This is a genomic window from Streptomyces mexicanus (genome assembly GCF_902506575.1).
Classification (GTDB): domain Bacteria; phylum Actinomycetota; class Actinomycetes; order Streptomycetales; family Streptomycetaceae; genus Streptomyces; species Streptomyces mexicanus.
In genome coordinates this window covers 3,823,187-3,838,556 of sequence record NZ_LR732544.1, presented here as the reverse complement: position 1 = coordinate 3,838,556, position 15,370 = coordinate 3,823,187, and the positions used below count along the sequence as shown (strand labels likewise).

Annotated in this window: 17 protein-coding genes, 2 tRNA genes and 2 pseudogenes; 6 read left to right on the top strand and 15 right to left on the bottom strand. The window is 70.4% G+C overall.

Annotated features, from left to right (window positions below; translation table 11 throughout):
- Positions 1-35: 35 nt before the first annotated feature.
- Positions 36-578 carry a MarR family winged helix-turn-helix transcriptional regulator gene (locus tag GV126_RS17145; protein WP_028421138.1) on the bottom strand — a complete coding sequence of 181 codons (543 nt, stop codon included), beginning with the start codon at positions 576-578 and terminating at the stop codon, positions 36-38.
- 566 nt (positions 579-1,144) lie between these two features.
- Here GV126_RS17145 and GV126_RS17135 point away from each other — a divergent pair.
- The 4 genes and pseudogenes from GV126_RS17135 to GV126_RS17120 all read left to right on the top strand — a co-directional run.
- Positions 1,145-1,525: a GvpU-like protein gene (locus GV126_RS17135; protein ID WP_159667496.1), complete on the top strand. Its 381-nt coding sequence runs from the start codon at positions 1,145-1,147 to the stop codon at positions 1,523-1,525.
- A gap of 99 nt (positions 1,526-1,624) precedes the next feature.
- Positions 1,625-1,957 carry a DUF952 domain-containing protein gene (locus GV126_RS17130; protein ID WP_159667493.1) on the top strand — a complete coding sequence of 111 codons (333 nt, stop codon included), beginning with the start codon at positions 1,625-1,627 and terminating at the stop codon, positions 1,955-1,957.
- A gap of 116 nt (positions 1,958-2,073) precedes the next feature.
- Positions 2,074-2,601, top strand: coding sequence for an SMI1/KNR4 family protein (locus GV126_RS17125; protein WP_159667490.1), 528 nt, complete (start codon positions 2,074-2,076; stop codon positions 2,599-2,601).
- A gap of 1,227 nt (positions 2,602-3,828) precedes the next feature.
- A pseudogene (locus tag GV126_RS17120) lies at positions 3,829-4,163 on the top strand (tyrosine-type recombinase/integrase); the annotation flags it as partial.
- A 49-nt stretch (positions 4,164-4,212) separates the two neighbouring features.
- Here GV126_RS17120 and GV126_RS17115 read toward each other — a convergent pair.
- The 3 genes and pseudogenes from GV126_RS17115 to GV126_RS17105 all read right to left on the bottom strand — a co-directional run bounded on the left by GV126_RS17115 (position 4,213) and on the right by GV126_RS17105 (position 6,869).
- A tRNA-Gly gene (locus GV126_RS17115) sits at positions 4,213-4,286 on the bottom strand.
- A 102-nt stretch (positions 4,287-4,388) separates the two neighbouring features.
- A pseudogene (locus GV126_RS17110) lies at positions 4,389-6,275 on the bottom strand (MDR family MFS transporter); the annotation flags it as partial.
- Positions 6,276-6,356: 81 nt separating this feature from the next.
- A complete protein-coding gene (locus GV126_RS17105; RefSeq protein ID WP_159667487.1) occupies positions 6,357-6,869 on the bottom strand; it encodes a MarR family winged helix-turn-helix transcriptional regulator in 513 nt (170 codons plus the stop codon).
- Positions 6,870-7,208: 339 nt separating this feature from the next.
- Here GV126_RS17105 and GV126_RS35825 point away from each other — a divergent pair, with 339 nt between their 5' ends.
- Positions 7,209-7,403, top strand: a complete 195-nt coding sequence (locus GV126_RS35825; RefSeq protein WP_185947318.1) for a hypothetical protein — start codon at positions 7,209-7,211, stop codon at positions 7,401-7,403.
- A gap of 132 nt (positions 7,404-7,535) precedes the next feature.
- Here the strand turns inward: GV126_RS35825 and GV126_RS17095 are convergent, their stop codons facing one another.
- From GV126_RS17095 to GV126_RS17060, 8 genes are all read right to left on the bottom strand, one after another.
- Entirely contained in the window at positions 7,536-8,453 is a 918-nt protein-coding gene (locus GV126_RS17095; protein WP_159667481.1) for an RNA polymerase sigma factor SigF, read from the bottom strand.
- Positions 8,454-8,791: 338 nt separating this feature from the next.
- Entirely contained in the window at positions 8,792-9,625 is an 834-nt protein-coding gene (locus GV126_RS17090) for an RNA polymerase sigma factor SigF (protein WP_185947365.1), read from the bottom strand.
- A 244-nt stretch (positions 9,626-9,869) separates the two neighbouring features.
- Entirely contained in the window at positions 9,870-10,163 is a 294-nt protein-coding gene (locus GV126_RS17085) for a Dabb family protein (protein WP_159667475.1), read from the bottom strand.
- Positions 10,163-10,339 (bottom strand): hypothetical protein, encoded by a 177-nt coding sequence (locus GV126_RS17080; protein ID WP_028421352.1) that lies wholly within the window; start codon positions 10,337-10,339, stop codon positions 10,163-10,165. The genes GV126_RS17085 and GV126_RS17080 overlap by 1 nt, the downstream gene beginning before the upstream one ends.
- 166 nt (positions 10,340-10,505) lie before the next feature.
- A tRNA-Ser gene (locus GV126_RS17075) sits at positions 10,506-10,593 on the bottom strand.
- 57 nt (positions 10,594-10,650) lie between these two features.
- Complete coding sequence (gene tadA / locus GV126_RS17070) at positions 10,651-11,082, bottom strand: tRNA adenosine(34) deaminase TadA (RefSeq protein ID WP_159673825.1); 432 nt, start codon at positions 11,080-11,082, stop codon at positions 10,651-10,653.
- A 134-nt stretch (positions 11,083-11,216) separates the two neighbouring features.
- Positions 11,217-11,753 (bottom strand): tRNA adenosine deaminase-associated protein, encoded by a 537-nt coding sequence (locus GV126_RS17065; RefSeq protein WP_159673827.1) that lies wholly within the window; start codon positions 11,751-11,753, stop codon positions 11,217-11,219.
- A 423-nt stretch (positions 11,754-12,176) separates the two neighbouring features.
- Positions 12,177-12,497, bottom strand: coding sequence for a hypothetical protein (locus GV126_RS17060; protein WP_185947375.1), 321 nt, complete (start codon positions 12,495-12,497; stop codon positions 12,177-12,179).
- A gap of 204 nt (positions 12,498-12,701) precedes the next feature.
- Here GV126_RS17060 and upp point away from each other — a divergent pair, with 204 nt between their 5' ends.
- Positions 12,702-13,337, top strand: coding sequence for a uracil phosphoribosyltransferase (gene upp / locus GV126_RS17055; protein ID WP_028421356.1), 636 nt, complete (start codon positions 12,702-12,704; stop codon positions 13,335-13,337).
- Between the two features lie 188 nt (positions 13,338-13,525).
- On the opposite strand, the gene GV126_RS17050 is transcribed toward upp, so the two are convergent.
- The 3 genes from GV126_RS17050 to GV126_RS17040 all read right to left on the bottom strand — a co-directional run bounded on the left by GV126_RS17050 (position 13,526) and on the right by GV126_RS17040 (position 15,203).
- Positions 13,526-14,152, bottom strand: coding sequence for a LytR C-terminal domain-containing protein (locus GV126_RS17050; RefSeq protein ID WP_159673823.1), 627 nt, complete (start codon positions 14,150-14,152; stop codon positions 13,526-13,528).
- 231 nt (positions 14,153-14,383) lie between these two features.
- Positions 14,384-14,680, bottom strand: a complete 297-nt coding sequence (locus GV126_RS17045) for a type II toxin-antitoxin system VapB family antitoxin (protein ID WP_004943146.1) — start codon at positions 14,678-14,680, stop codon at positions 14,384-14,386.
- 367 nt (positions 14,681-15,047) lie between these two features.
- The gene (locus GV126_RS17040) at positions 15,048-15,203 is read right to left on the bottom strand and encodes a hypothetical protein (protein ID WP_159667472.1); all 156 of its coding nucleotides are present in this window, start codon (positions 15,201-15,203) and stop codon (positions 15,048-15,050) included.
- Positions 15,204-15,370 lie beyond the last annotated feature (167 nt).

Below are 15,370 nucleotides of genomic sequence, written 5' to 3'. Positions count from 1 at the left end.
ACACCGGCTGGTGTGGTCGTTGCCATGGGCTTCCTTTACTTACGTGTGCTTGCGGGTGTACGGGTGGTTTCTTCGGCTACGGGAGCGGCCGCGCGCGCGGTGGCGGCCACGGGCGCGGCCGTGGCGGCGCAGGCCCGGGCCGGGTGGGACCGGCAGTCGCCGAAGCTGTCGCGCAGCCGCGTCATCAGCCGGATCAGCTGGCCGACCTCGTCGTCGCTCCAGTCGCTGAGCCGATCGGCGAGCAGGCGGGTGGTCCGCCGGGACAGGTCGTCGAGCCGGTCCAGTCCGGCGGGCGTCAGGTGCAGGATGCGCGAACGCTTGTCCGCGGGGTCCGGCAGCCGCTCGATCCAGCCGCGCGCGGCGACGTGGGCGACGTGCCGGCTGGTCACCGACATGTCCACGGCGAGCAGCTCGGCGAGCTTGCTCATCCGCATGTCGCCGTGGCGGCCGAGGAGAGTGAGGACGGCGGCCGAGCCGGCCGGACAATCGGCCGGCAGGATCCGTCCCATGTCCCGCTTCACGGCTCCGACGGCGCTGAGCTGGCGCGCCAACTCTTCGTACTGCGCCTGCTCGGCCATCGCACCTCCCGTAGTCGTTGCTTGAGGCAACCATACGAACACTTGGTTGCCGCAGGCAAGCAAACAGCGGCCTCTGGGGGCAAAGACTTGGCAAAGGCAAGTATTGCGGATGCGAACTCCCAGGTGGGACGGCTCGTGCGGGCGGGGCGACCCGACCGGACGGGACGGCCCGTCCGGGCGCGGCGCCCCGTCCGGGCCGCAGGACGGGCGATGCCCTCGGCACCGGAGTGGTGCCGAGGGACATCGCCCGCTGAATCCCGGTGGTTCCGGGGACCGCCTGCTGGGGCTTCAGCGCGACGGCCCGCGACGTGGCGCGGCTCGGTGAGACGCCGCGCTGCGGCGGGGCGTGGGGGACCGCCCGCGCCGCCGGCGCAGGCGGTCGTCCGGATCGGTGTGCACCAAACTGCTAGCGACCATCGGGTCACCGACGCCCCGGGTCCACCGTCCGACCCGATGACCGCCTCCGGCGGCGAACCGACTCCTCCCCCGGCCTGCCGCCGCCCCCCGCGACGGTTTCCGGCCCCGCGACGGGGTCAGGGGCGGGCGGGCCGCATAAGCTTGCCGTCATGTCTAACCCTGATGAGCTGCTCGTCGCCATCGCCGCGGCAGTGGAGTCGGAGCGCAGCAATCAGATGTCGCTGACCGTGGTCGTCGGCGGCGCCGTCATCACCGGCCGGCTGGCTCCGGAGGCGGTCTGGCGGGAACGGGTGGCGGAGGTCCTGAAGGACTCCGACCGTCTCGGCCCGTTCTCGGACGTCTTCACCCGCCGCCCGCAAGGAAGCCGGCCCGGGCCCGGCCATGGCGAGGCGCCCACGCATCTGCACTTCCACCTCGCCCGGATCCTGCAAGGCAGCCTCGGCATCCCGGAGACGGGCGGCATGTACCGAGTCGCGATCAAGGACGTCAACGCCTGGACCGTAGGGGACCTCAGCTACGTCGACCAGTGAGCCGGCCCGCCGCCTCCTGAACGCAGCCCGGCCGACGACCGCGGGCGGCCGCCATGGGGCCGGCCGTCAGCGGCGACGGCCGGGCCGTAGCGTGGCCGTATGCCGACACCTCGACCCATCGTGCACCTCACCGAGCGCTCTCTGTGGGAGGCGGCTCGTGCGTCCGGCACCTACGAGATGTCCACCCGCGGCCGCACACTCCAGCAGGAGGGGTTCGTCCACTTCTCCACCCGCGACCAGCTCCCGCGCGTCGCGGCCTTCCTCTACGGCGACTACGAGGGCCCCGACGAGTTGGTGGTGCTGGTCGTGGACCCGGCCCGGCTCGATGTCCCGCTGAGGTACGAGGCCATGCCACCCGACGGCGAGGAGTTCCCGCACGTGTACGGGGCCGTACCGGTCGAGGCGGTGGTGAGCGTCGAGCCCTGGAGCTGAACGACGAGGCAGCGCTGCGCCGCCGCTCGGTGCCGGCGCCGACCGGGCCGGAGCGTTGCGGTGATCGGGGCTGTTCGCGGCAGTCCAGTGTCAGTGCTGCTCGCTAGCCTGTCCGGGTGACTCCCAGCGATGATCGTCAGTTCCCCGAGGCCCTGGCTGCCGCTCTGGCCCGTCCCTTCGACTACAACGAGGGCGACGGCGTCGACTTCGAGGCGTTCCCGGCCTTCCTGTCTGCCGAGGAGACCACCGACTGGTTCCGGTCCTGGACGGGCAACAGGGAGCTGGACGGCGACGCCTTCCGCGTGTTCGGCCAGGACGGCTCGGGAGGATATGCGGCATTCTGGCTCGTCCGCCCGCACCGCCCGCTCGTCGATCAGCCCGTGGTCTTTCTCGGATCGGAGGGTGAGACCGCCGTCGTGGCACGTGACCTCGGGTCGTTCTTGTGGCTGCTGGCCGCTGGATACGGCCCCGGCGAGGCGGCCACCTCGTACGACCCGGACTGGACCCCGCAGCACAACCAGGAGCTGGCGGCCGTCGCCGAACGATTCGCCGCGGACCACAAGCAGCCGGCGGCTGCCGTCATCGAGCAGGCGGCCCAGGAGTTCCCGGACTTCGACGACACCATCATGAGGCTCTGCCGCTGACAGGGCTCGGACGCAGCTCCGCCCCGGAAGCCGCCCTGACCGACCCCACCAAGGAACTGCCCGTCCCCCAAGGTGCCGGCCCCCGCCAAGTCGGAACGCGCCAAGAAGCTCACCGTCACCGGCAGGCTGAGGCGGCGAAGAAGAGGGCCGGCAAGCCCTGGCACGAATCCGGCACGCGGCCACTGATTGCCAGACACGACAACGAGGCCCAGGTAGGTCAGTACAGGGCCTTGTGACCCTGCCACCCAGTGGCGATCCCGTTTGGGCCGACCTGCGGCGGAAGCGTGTCGACGACTGGTGTGCGGGTCCGTTGGTTCCCCGGTGTTTCCCACGGTTCCCCGCACGACCTGGCCCGCGTCTGGCACGACATCTTCATCCCGAACTATCGGATGGATGGTCATTGCTGTCCATGGCGCTGGTCGTGAAGTCATCAACGGCCGCTGATAGCCGTCTTCGGTTGTGGTACTTCGCTGCTGTACACACCATCGTGGAGCCCACGACTCAGGACTCGGGCACCGGCCAGCGGCGCAATCGAGCTGGGCAAACACGGAGCGTCATTGTGGCCTTGGTTCGCTCACCTGACGATTGGGATCGTTCGAATTGGCTGCTCGTGACTGCAGGTCGCATTACGTTGCAATCATTTTTCTTGCATCTGTTGTCTGTGCACTCCTCGTTGGGGAAGTGGCGATGCTCTGTGGTGAGGCACCATGGGCTTCAGTGCGATGGGCAGCCACTTCCTTTGCGGGATCCTTCGCAATCACAGCGCAGGTCGCTAAGTTTCTTGGCTGGTTCAGCTCTCATGACAGCGGTTGATGAGGCATCAGGGAGCGACCACATGCGAAAGCTGTGATCATTTGGCGACGGTTGGGAGACGATACTGGAGGTTGGTGGAACGGCTTTGGGATGGAGCTGATTTGGCGCGAGTGATCACGCCCATTACGCTGGCCCGCGGATCGGGCAGGTTTGTGAACCTGCTCGTTAGTGCCTGATCTTGGGCCGTGATCTCCGAGGCTCGCGCCAAATTGGCTGCCTAAAGCCGTGGAGCCGACCGGCATCCGCCACACAGGAGCGATGTCCGTCTTCATCGATGGGGTGAGCGTCTCGGGCAGTCGTTGAAACGTGGCTGGCAGAACGTCGAGCAGGCTTTAGGGTCTGCTCGCCGGTCCGTACCGTCAGCAGCAACCGGCACCGCCGCTGCGGGGACACCTTGGGTCGGTGGCTCAGTTGGTGCACCAGCTGGGGGCTCCGTTCCGCCGCAGCACCTTCGGCCGGAAGTGGCGCAGGGCACGCGAGATCGTCGGTATGCCCGAGGGCTTCCGGTTCTACGACCTCCGTCACAGGGGACACACGCTGTCCACGCGGTCCGGCGCCACCCTCAAGGACAGATGGTGCGCGCCGGGCAGTCCTCCGAGAAGGCCGCACTGATCCATCAGCACTCCGACGAGGAGCGACAGGAGGAGGTCGCCGCCGGCCTCGACGCCACCGTCCGGAAGGCTCGGGCCGCCGTGGCCAGGAAGGCGGCCGAGAAGTCTTCTGGCACGAATTTGGCACGCGGCGAGTGATCACCAAAGACAGCAAAAAGGCCCGGGTCTCTGACCTGGGCCTTAATTATGGAGCGGGTGACGAGAATCGAACTCGCGCTCTCAGCTTGGGAAGCTGATGTTCTACCATTAAACTACACCCGCGTAAGACGCCGACCGGAGTCGGTGCTCGGCGCTCACTGTACCTCATCCTCGGCCCCCGGTGCTCGTGCCCCGGGGTCTTCGTCTGTTCGAGGGGGGAGGAGGGGTCCCTGCAGGGGGAGTTGAGGTGCCGTCGCTCTGGGCGACGGAGCGGCCCAGCTGGCGTCCGGCCAGGGAGATCAGCGTGATCGCGGCCTGCGGCACCGGAGCGCTCTCCGCACCGCGCACCACACCACGCACCGGAACACCACCACCGCCGCCGCTGGCCTGGGCCGGGGCGTCGTGCTCCAGCGTCGCCACCGCGGCGAGCCGCTGGGTGCCCTCCGCCTGCGCGGCGGGCTCGAACACGTCCGAGGTCGTCGCCCAGCTCGGCTTGCGCTCCTCCACGACAGGCGTGGGGACGGTGGCGGAAGCCTCGGCGAGCGGGGCCTCGGCCTCGGCCGGTGCGGGGGCCTCGCCGGAGTTCTGCTGGGCCGCCTGGGCCAGACCGCCGGTGGTGCGCAACGGGACCTCCTTGATGAACAGCATGAACAGGAAGGCGACGAACGCGCACGGCGCGCCGTAGAGGAAGGCGTCCGCGATGCCGTGGCCGTAGGCGCTCTCGAGCCAGGTGCGCACGGCGTGGGGCAGCGCGTCCATGTCGGGCAGCTGACCGCCGCCGCTCATCGCCTTGCCCGCGGCGGCCCGCGCCTGCGGGCTGAGCGACATGATCGTGTCCTTGGCGTGGTGCGTGATCCGGGTGGACATCACCGAGCCGAGGACACCGACGCCCACGGCACCGCCGAGGGTGCGGAAGAAGCTGACGGTCGAGGACGCGGCGCCCAGGTCCTGCGGGGCGACCTGGTTCTGCGTGGACAGCACCAGGTTCTGCATCGTCATACCGACGCCGACGCCGAGCAGCGCCATGTAGATCGACAGGTGCCAGTACGGGGTGTCGTAGCGCATGCTGCCGAGCAGGCCCAGACCTGCGGTCAGGCAGGCACCGCCGGCCACCAGCCACGCCTTCCAGCGGCCGGTGCGGCTGATGATCTGGCCGGAGACCATGGAGGCGATGAACAGACCGCCGATCATCGGGATCGTCATGACGCCCGACATCGTCGGGGACTTGTCCCGGGCCAGCTGGAAGTACTGCGAGAAGAACACGGTGCCCGAGTACATGCCCACGCCGACGAACAGCGACGCGGCCGAGGCCAGGGCGATCGTGCGGTTGCGGAACAGGCGCAGCGGGATGATCGGCGCGCTGGCCTTGGTCTCCGTGAACACGAACAGCAGCGCCAGCACGATCGTGCCGCCGACCATCGTGCCCGTCTGCCACGACAGCCAGTCGTACTTGTCGTCCGCGAAGGTCACCCAGAGCAGCAGCAGCGAGGCGGCGGCGGTGATGAAGAAGGCACCGGCCCAGTCGATCTTGACCTCGCGCTTGGCGACCGGCAGGTGCAGGGTCTTCTGCAGCACCAGCAGGGCGATCAGGGCGAAGGGGATACCGACGAAGAGGCAGTAGCGCCAGCCCAGCCAGCTGGTGTCGGTGATGACACCGCCGAGCAGCGGGCCGCCGACGGTCGCGACCGCGAACGTCGCGCCGGTGTAGCCGGAGTACCGGCCGCGCTCGCGCGGCGCGATCATCGCGGCCATGATGACCTGCACCAGGGCGGACAGACCGCCGGCGCCCAGGCCCTGGACGACACGCGCGGTGATCAGCATCGCGGGGTTCTGCGCGAGACCCGCGATGACCGAACCGGCGACGTAGATGACCAGGGCTATCTGGACGAGCGCCTTCTTGCTGAGCAGGTCGGCGAGCTTGCCCCACAGGGGTACGGAGGCCGTCATGGCGAGCAGCGCCGCGGTGACGACCCAGGTGTAGGCCGACTGGCCGCCGCCGAGGTCCTTGATGATCGTCGGCAGTGCGTTGGTGACGATCGTCGAGGACAGAATGGCGGCGAACAGTCCGAGCAGCAGCCCGGAGAGCGCCTCCATGATCTGCCGGTGCGTCATCTGAGCGCTGTCCGGGGAGCCTCCCCCGTGCTTGGCGTGAGCCCGCACACCGGCTGGTGTGGTCGTTGCCATGGGCTTCCTTTACTTACGTGTGTTTGCGGGTGTACGGGTGGTCTCTTCGATCACGGGAGCGGCCGCGGCCGCGGGGATCCGCACCGGGTGGGACCGGCAGTCGCCGAAGCTGTCGCGCAGGCGGCTCATCAGACGGATGAGCTGGCCGACCTCGTCGTCGCTCCAGTCGCTGAGCCGATCGGCGAGCAGATGGGTGGTCCGCCGGGACAGGTCGTCGAGCCGGTCCAGGCCGGCGGGTGTCAGGTGCAGGATGCGCGAGCGCTTGTCCGCGGGGTCCGGCAGCCGTTCGATCCAGCCGCGGGCGGCGAGGTGCGTCACGTGCCGGCTGGTCACCGACATGTCCACGGCGAGCAGTTCGGCGAGCTTGCTCATGCGCATGTCGCCGTGGCGGCCGAGGAGAGTGAGGACGGCGGCCGAGCCGGCCGGGCAGTCGGCCGGCAGGATCCGCCCCAGGTCCCTTTTCACGGCTCCGATGGCGCTGAGCTGGCGCACCAGCTCTTCGTACTGCGCCTGCGCGGCCATCGCACCTCCCGTAATCGTTGCTTAGGGCAACCATAGAGCCGGTTGGTTGCTACAGGCAAACAAATCGGGGGTCGGCGTCGCAAAACCTTGGCAAAGGCAAGTATTGCGAATGTAAATCCGCAGGTGAAAGGGTCTATACCAGTCGGAGCTGCTCACCCTCCGGGGCAGACCGGTACAGATCGTCCCGTCCGGGACGCACCACCGGTCGGCTCGACATCGCGGCGTGTGCCCGCGGAACGACCCCCGGGGTCCGGCCGCCCCAACTCGGCCGCGTGCCAAGCCGCATCGGCCCAACCCCCCGCTTGGGCAGCACCCGCGTTTTCGCTAGGGTCTCGGGCCATGGCTAACACCCAGGGCCCCCAGGGCAACTACGACCCCGCCGGCAGCACCCAGATGTTCCGCGCGTTCGTCGACGAGGCTCCCCAGGGCAGGCGGCAGCAGGCAGCCCCCAGCGGTCCTCGCGTCGGCCTGATCGTCGGCATCGTCGCCGTCGTGGTGGTCGTCGCGGCGGTCGCCTGGCTGGCGTTCAAGTAGGCGCGACGCACAAGGCGGCCGCCGGACCACGCGTGGGAGCGGTCCGGCGGCCGTGGGATGCGGTTTCTCCGCGGGTGTCCCGCCCGCCGGTGCGGTGCGCTCGCAGGGGGACTCGGGCGGGGCGGCGGCGGGTCAGTCAGAGATCAGGCCCTCCCGCAGCTGGGCCAGGGTCCGGGTCAGCAGCCGGGAGACGTGCATCTGCGAGATGCCGACCTCCTCGCCGATCTGCGACTGGGTCATGTTGGCGAAGAAGCGCAGCATGATGATCCGGCGCTCCCGGGGCGGCAGTTTGGCCAGCAGCGGCTTGAGCGACTCGCGGTACTCCACGCCCTCCAGCGCCGTGTCCTCGTAGCCGAGGCGGTCGGCCAGGGAGCCTTCACCGCCGTCGTCCTCCGGGGCCGGCGAGTCGAGGGAGGAGGCGGTGTAGGCGTTGCCGACCGCGAGGCCGTCGACGACGTCCTCCTCCGACACCCCGAGCACGGCGGCCAGTTCGCCGACGGTCGGGGAGCGGTCCAGCTTCTGCGAGAGCTCGTCGCTGGCCTTGGTGAGCGCCAGCCGCAGCTCCTGCAGGCGCCGGGGCACCCGTACCGACCACGAGGTGTCGCGGAAGAAGCGCTTGATCTCGCCCACCACCGTGGGCATCGCGAACGTCGGGAACTCCACGCCGCGTTCGCAGTCGAAGCGGTCGATCGCCTTGATCAGGCCGATGGTGCCGACCTGGACGATGTCCTCCATCGGCTCGTTGCGCGAGCGGAAGCGGGCCGCGGCGTAGCGGACTAGCGGGAGGTTCAGCTCGATCAGCGTGTCGCGGACGTAGGCCCGCTCGGGGCTGTCCTCGGCGAGCGCGGCGAGCCGCAGGAACAGGGAGCGGGACAGCGTGCGGGTGTCGATGCTCTCCGCGGCCGGCAGGGCCGGGGCGGGCGTGGCCGGGGCCGGAACGGCCTGAAGGGCCGCCACGTCGTCGAGGGCGTCGAACGGCTCGAGCGCCGGGGAAGGCGCCTCGCTCTTGGTGAGCGTCAGCACCTCGGAGCTGCCCTGGTCTGCGGACATGCCACCCCCTCTGGGTCGCGGGACGGTCGCGGGCCGGGTTCTGTGACGAGGAGAACTCAGCCCTCACCTGAATACCGGAGCCGAAGCTGCGGCAAACGCGCTTCCCGCAGAATGTCACATGTCGGCAACGCGCTGTAGTGACATGTCGACATCCGAGATGTGAATAGGCCCTGCATGGAAGGGGTCTGACGGTCTTTCGGGGCGCGGGTGTCGGTATCCGCCCTGGTGGGCGATTCGCTCGTGCCGGTGACGCCTCGCTCCTGTTTGCGGTTACGCGTCGGTCCGGTTCTCGGCCGGTTCTCGGTCGCGGGTCGATCCGATGTGCGGCTGGTTCTCGGTCACGCGTCGATCCGGTTCGCGGAGCGCAGCCGCTGGAAGCTGCGCGCCAGCAGACGGGAGACGTGCATCTGGGAGACACCGAGTTCCGCGCTGATCTGCGACTGGGTGAGATTGCTGTAGTACCGCAGCAGCAGGATGCGCTGCTCCCGCTCGGGCAGCTGGACGAGGAGGTGGCGGACCAGGTCGCGGTGTTCGACGCCGTCGAGGGCGGGGTCCTCGTAGCCGAGGCGGTCCAGCAGTCCGGGCAGCCCGTCGCCCTCCTGCGCGGCCTCCAGCGAGGTCGCGTGGTACGACCGGCCCGCCTCGATGCAGGAGAGCACCTCGTCCTCGGTGATGCGCAGCCGCTCGGCGATCTCGGCGGTGGTGGGGGACCGCCCGAACGCCGTCGTCAGGTCCTCCGTGGCGCTGTTGACCTGCACCCACAGCTCGTGCAGCCGGCGCGGGACGTGGACGGTGCGGACGTTGTCGCGGAAGTAGCGCTTGATCTCGCCGACGACCGTCGGCATGGCGAACGTCGGGAACTGCACGCCCCGGTCGGGGTCGAAGCGGTCGATGGCGTTGATCAGCCCGATGGTGCCGACCTGGACGACGTCCTCCATCGGCTCGTTGCGGGAGCGGAAGCGGGCGGCGGCGTAGCGTACGAGCGGGAGATTGGCCTCGATGAGCGCCCCGCGCACGCGGGCGTGCTCGGGCGTGCCCGGTTCGAGCTCCTTCAGCTGGGCGAAGAGCACCTGGGTGAGCGCCCGGGTGTCGGCGCCGCGACGCTTCTCCGGGGCGGGGGTCCGGGCGGAAGCCTCCTCCTGGGGCGGCGCAGTACTGGCCGACACGGTCAACGCCACCTCTTCGTCGATCAACTCATCCGTCAAAAGCGGTCATAGCATCACAAGACAGGAGCTAAGTGTTCAAGCACCGCATACATACGTGTTGAGCGACGAAACCCCGGAATGGGGGCCCGGAACGCGACAAGGCCCCGCACCGTTCCGGTGCGGGGCCGGCCGTCCGGCTGCCCGGTCGCACGGCCCCGGGGGTCGGCCGCCGGCCGAGCCGCCGGACCGCCCCTCGGGCCGCGCCCGCGGGCTAGAACTCGTAGTCCGCGATCACCCAGGTGGCGAACTCCCGCCACAGGGCCACGCCGGCCTGGTGGGCCGGGTGCTCCAGGTACCGCTGCAGGGCGTCGGCGTCCTCGACCGCCGAGTTGATCGCGAAGTCGTAGGCGATGGGCCGGTCGCTGAGGTTCCAGCCGCACTCCCAGAAGCGCAGCTCGTCGATCTGGCCGCCCAGGGCGCGGAAGGCCTCGACTCCCTTGACGACGCGCGGGTCGTCGCGCTCGACGCCCTCGTTGAGCTTGAAGAGCACCAGGTGGCGGATCATTACTTTCCTCCGTGGGCGACCCAGGTCATGAAGTCGCCGATGGCCTTGGCGGCGTCCGATATGCCCTCGAACCCTATCTGCACGTAGTCGGCGGCCTTGGCCGGGTCCGTGATGATCACGTACAGCACGAAGACCACGATCACGTAGAGGACGATCTTCTTGGCGTTCACCGCCATCGCGGCCTCCCCTGTCGCTGGTTGCCCGCCCGATGTTCCCACGACGATGCACGATGATCGCACGGAGGCCGCGGAGAGAGGGCAGAGAGACCGCGAGAGAGTCCGCGGAGAGACCGCGGAGAGACCACGCAAAGGGCCCCGTCCGCTGTCGGACGGGGCCCTTTCCTGGCGGTAGCGGAGGGATTTGAACCCTCGGTGACTTGCGCCACACTCGCTTTCGAGGCGAGCTCCTTCGGCCGCTCGGACACGCTACCGAGGGAGACCTTACAGCACACCGGGCCAAGGGTTGAAATCGGTTTGTGCCCGCCTGCTCAACGGGCGCGGAAGAAGTCGGTGAGCAGCGTGGCGCACTCCTCGGCGAGCACGCCCCCGATCACTTCGGGCCGGTGGTTGAGCCGCCGGTCGCGCAGGACGTCCCAGAGCGAGCCCGCGGCACCCGCCTTGTCGTCGCGGGCGCCGTAGACCACCCGGTCCACGCGGGAGAGCACGATGGCCCCTGCGCACATCGTGCATGGCTCCAGCGTCACCACCAGCGTGCAACCGGACAGCCGCCACTGCCCGGCGCGCGCGGCGGCCCGCCGCAGGGCCAGGACCTCCGCGTGGGCCGTGGGGTCGCCGGTGGCCTCGCGTTCGTTGTGCCCGGCCCCGAGGACGGTCGTGCCGTCGGCGGACAGCACGACCGCGCCGACCGGCACGTCCCCGCCCCGGACGGCCTCTCCGGCCTCCCGCAGGGCGAGCCGCATCGCGTCCCGCCATGGGTCGCGGACCGGGTCGGGGCGCCGGTCGGGGACCGGGTCGGGGGTCGGGTCGAGGTGCCGCCCGGGGCCGGACGTCGGGTCCGGGTGCCGGTCGGGGGTGATCGGGGTTTCCTGCACGGTCAGCGGACGGTCTCCAGCACCTCCGAGGCGCCCAGGGCCTCGGCGATCGCGCTCAGCGCGTCGTCGGCCTGCAGGGAGCGCAGCTCCTTCTCGCTGACGCCGAGGTCGTCGAGGATCTCGGTGTCGCCGAGCGGGCTGTGCGTGATCGCGTCGAGGCCGCCGGTCTCCTCCTCGACGTTCTCGGTGGACGCGGGCTCTCCGTCCTCCGTGCCGTCGAGGTCGAGGGAGTCCAGGTCGGGGCCGTCGTCGCCGGGTTCCCGGCCGAGCAGTTCGTCGGTGAGCAGGATCTCGCCGTACGCACTGCGGGCAGCGGCGGCGGCGTCCGAGACGTAGATACGAGGGTCGTCCTCGCCGTCCACGCGGACGACGCCGAACCACGCGTCCTCCTGCTCGATCAGGACGAGCACCGTGTCGTCCTCGGCCGAGGCTTCCCGGGCCAGGTCGGCCAGGTCGGACAGCGTCTCCACATCGTCGAGCTCTGTGTCGCTCGCTTCCCACCCGTCTTCGGTGCGCGCGAGCAGTGCGGCGAAGTACACCGTGACTCTCCCACTGGTCATAGGCGTGCCGGTTGGGGGTCCCCCCGGCGGAGGTTCTGGGCGGAGAGAGCTGGGCTCCGAGCCCCACCCACTCGGAATCGTGGCAGAAACAAGGCGTTCAGGGGATGTCTTCGGCTCCCTGTGTCCGGCTGGGGTGTCGTACGTCGGGAAGGCATCCACCGGCGCACTCGTTGCCGCCATCTGCGGATCGTACGCGGCTTTTCCCGGCGGTCACGTGCGGCCACCCCGGAACGTCGGCCGCTGGTGTCGGCCGACTGCCGGGGCCGGCCCTGTGAGGCGGGCTGTGAGACGGGCCGCCGGGGCGGGTTTTCCGGGCTTCTGCTGGGGGCTTTGTGCTGTCTTCTTTCGGGTGCCGACTGCTGTCTTCTTTCGGGTGCCGACCCACCGGCCGCCCTACCCGACCTACCAGCGGAACGTGCGCATGCGCATCGCGTGCCGCAGCCGGGCGGTCTTGGCACGGCGGGGCTGGACACGGTCCCGCAGCCGGCGCGCCTCGGCGAGGTCGCGCAGGAACTGCGCCCGCCGCCGACGCCGCTCGGCATCGGCCTGGGCGGGCTCGGCCGGGGCGGGCTCGGCCGTGCGGGCGGACCGGGCGGCGGGGCCGTGCGGTGCGGCGGTGTCCGTCGCGTTCGTCGCGTCTGTCGCGTCCGTCGTGACCGTCGTGTCCGTCGTATCTGTCGTGTTAGCGGTGGGGGGCCGTTGGGATCGGTGTGTGGGCTTCATGGGTTCCGGAATGTCCACCGCCTCCGGCTGCTCGCGGGGGAACGGGTTCTCCAGGGAGGGGTTGTCGACGGATCGCCGGTCGGCGGTCGCCGGTCGGCCATCGCTGCTTCCCCCCGTACGTCCCTCCCACTTTCCCCCGGACAGCGGGTTTGATGCCACAGGAGCGCCGGGCGGCCCGGTCGGGCGCCCGGTTACTGTTGGCACATGCGTCTCCATGTCGTCGACCACCCCCTGGTCGCCCACAAGCTCACCACGCTGCGCGACCGCCGCACCGACTCCGCCACCTTCCGTCGGCTCGCCGACGAGCTGGTCACCCTGCTCGCCTACGAGGCGACCCGGGACGTGCGCACCGAGCAGGTCGACATCCTCACGCCCGTCGCGCAGACCACCGGCGTCAAGCTGTCCCACCCGCGCCCGCTGGTCGTGCCGATCCTGCGGGCCGGCCTCGGCATGCTGGACGGCATGGTGCGCCTGCTGCCGACCGCCGAGGTGGGCTTCCTCGGCATGATCCGCAACGAGGAGACGCTGCAGGCCTCGACGTACGCCACCCGCATGCCGGAGGACCTCTCCGGACGCCAGGTGTACGTCCTGGACCCGATGCTCGCCACCGGCGGCACGCTGGTCGCGGCCATCCAGGAGCTGATCAAGCGCGGTGCCGACGACGTGACCGCGGTGGTGCTGCTGGCCGCGCCCGAGGGTGTCGCGGTCATGGAGCGGGACCTGGCGGGCACCCCGGTGACCGTCGTGACGGCCTCGGTCGACGAACGCCTCAACGAGCAGGGCTACATCGTCCCCGGCCTCGGTGACGCGGGCGACCGCATGTACGGGCTGGCCGGCTAGCGGTCAGCAGGTCGGCAGGTCAGCAGGTCGCGGGCAATGGCCGACCGGGCAGCGGTCGGCAGGTCGCGGGGAGCGGCTGGCCGGCCAGCGGTCGGCAGGCAGCGGACAGCGGGCCGCGGTCACGGAAACCGGGAAGCGGGCGCCCGGTCCTGGCGGCGTCCGCCCTCAGCAGCCCTTGGTCTCCGTCCTCAGCAACCCTTGGCCGGGGCGCTGGACGCCGGCTTCGGCGCGCTCAGGGCGGCCAGGGCCTTGTCGGCGGCCGGCCGCTGGGCCAGCTGCTGGAACCCGGTGCCGATGATCAGGTCGACGTCGGTCCCCTTGCGCGTGTCGGCGCGGCGCTCGGCGCCCGGCAGCTGGGTGCCGAGCACCGGCAGCGCGGTGTTCATCGACGAGGCCGGGCCGAGCAGGAGGCCGGCCCCCTTGACCTTCTTGTCGTACTCCTTCGGCGCGTTGCCCACCTGGCCGATGCGGAATCCGCGTTTCTTGAGTTCGTCCGCGGTCTGCTTGGCCAGGCCGCTGCGGGGCGTGGCGTTGAGGACGTTGACGGTGATCTGACCCGGCTTGGGCAGCGCCTGGGCCGTGCTCGCCGGGGAGGGCGAGGACTTGGCCGCCGCGCCGGTGGCGCAGTGGGTCGACGAGCCGGCCGCCGCGGCCTTCTTGCCGCCGGTGAAGACGTCGATGAGCTGCCACGTGCCCCAGCCGATCACTCCGAGGGCGGCCGCGGAGGCGACGAGAAGGAACACGAGCCTGCCGTGCCGCCGGGGCCTGCGCATCCGCGGGTACTTGTTCCCCGTGATCCGGTACTGCCCGCCCATGCCGGGGGGAGTCAGCATGCTCATGGGCGCAGCGTAGTGCGCCGGGGGCGCGATTCCTACTAGATGATCATTGGATCTGCTCAGCAGAACCCGAAAGGTCCAAGCCGTCCCCGAACGAAGGGTCCAGGCCGCCCACGAAGGAAGGGTCCAGGCCGCCTGCGAACGAAGGGTCCAGGCCGTCCCCGAACGGCCGGTGGGCGCGACGGCTCTCCGGCCGGCTTCGGGAGGCGGTCAGTCCAGCTCCAGCACGCGCGCGTGCAGCACCTGCCGCTGCTGCAGCGCCGCGCGTACGGCGCGGTGCAGGCCGTCCTCCAGATACAGGTCGCCCTGCCACTTCACGACGTGCGCGAAGAGGTCCCCGTAGAAGGTCGAGTCCTCCGCGAGGAGGGTCTCCAGATCGAGCTGCTGCTTGGTGGTCACGAGCTGATCGAGGCGGACCGGGCGCGGAGCGACGTCCGCCCACTGCCGGGTGCTTTCCCGGCCGTGGTCGGGGTACGGCCGGCCGTTTCCGATGCGCTTGAAGATCACACGGAAAGCCTACCGGCCCGGAGGTTGCGGGCGCAGCCTCGGCGACGTAGTGCGGCGCCGGAAAATCCATGACAAACCCGGGTGAACCGGGAACGGCACCGGGCCGGACGCCTCCGCCCCGGCGCCCGGCCCTACGACTGCCCGCTCAGCCGTGGCCGGATCCCCAACTGCTCGTCGTCCGGCCGGACTCCGGGCCGTGCTGCGCCCGGCCCGTCAGGGCCGCGGCCCCGAACTGCCCGCCTGCTCGCCTGCTCGCCGTTCGGTCGGACTCCGGGGCCGGACCTCCCCCGGCTCGGCCCCGGGCTGCCTGCGGCCTCCTTTGCCTCCGGCTGTCGGATGCCGGCCGTCGGCTGCGGGCTGCGGGGTGTCAGTCGCGTTCCGGTTCGTCGGGAGCGGGTGGCGGGTGTTCCCCGGTCTCGGGGCCGGGGGGATCTTCGAGGGCCGAGGGCGGTGGCTTGCGGGTGCTGCGGGCGGCCTCCGCGCGCACGAGGGCGCGCAGGACCGCGTAGGGATCGCTGGGCATGGCTGCGCTTCGCTTCCTTGCGGTCGTGTTCGGTGGAGCGGGTGCCGAGTGGCGGACCCGGTGGTGGCCGGACCGCCGCTCAGCATTTCTTTTACCCTCCGGCGCCGCCCACCACCCCCCTCCTATACACATCCGCCGGTTCCGGCACCGCTCTACGCTATAGCAGC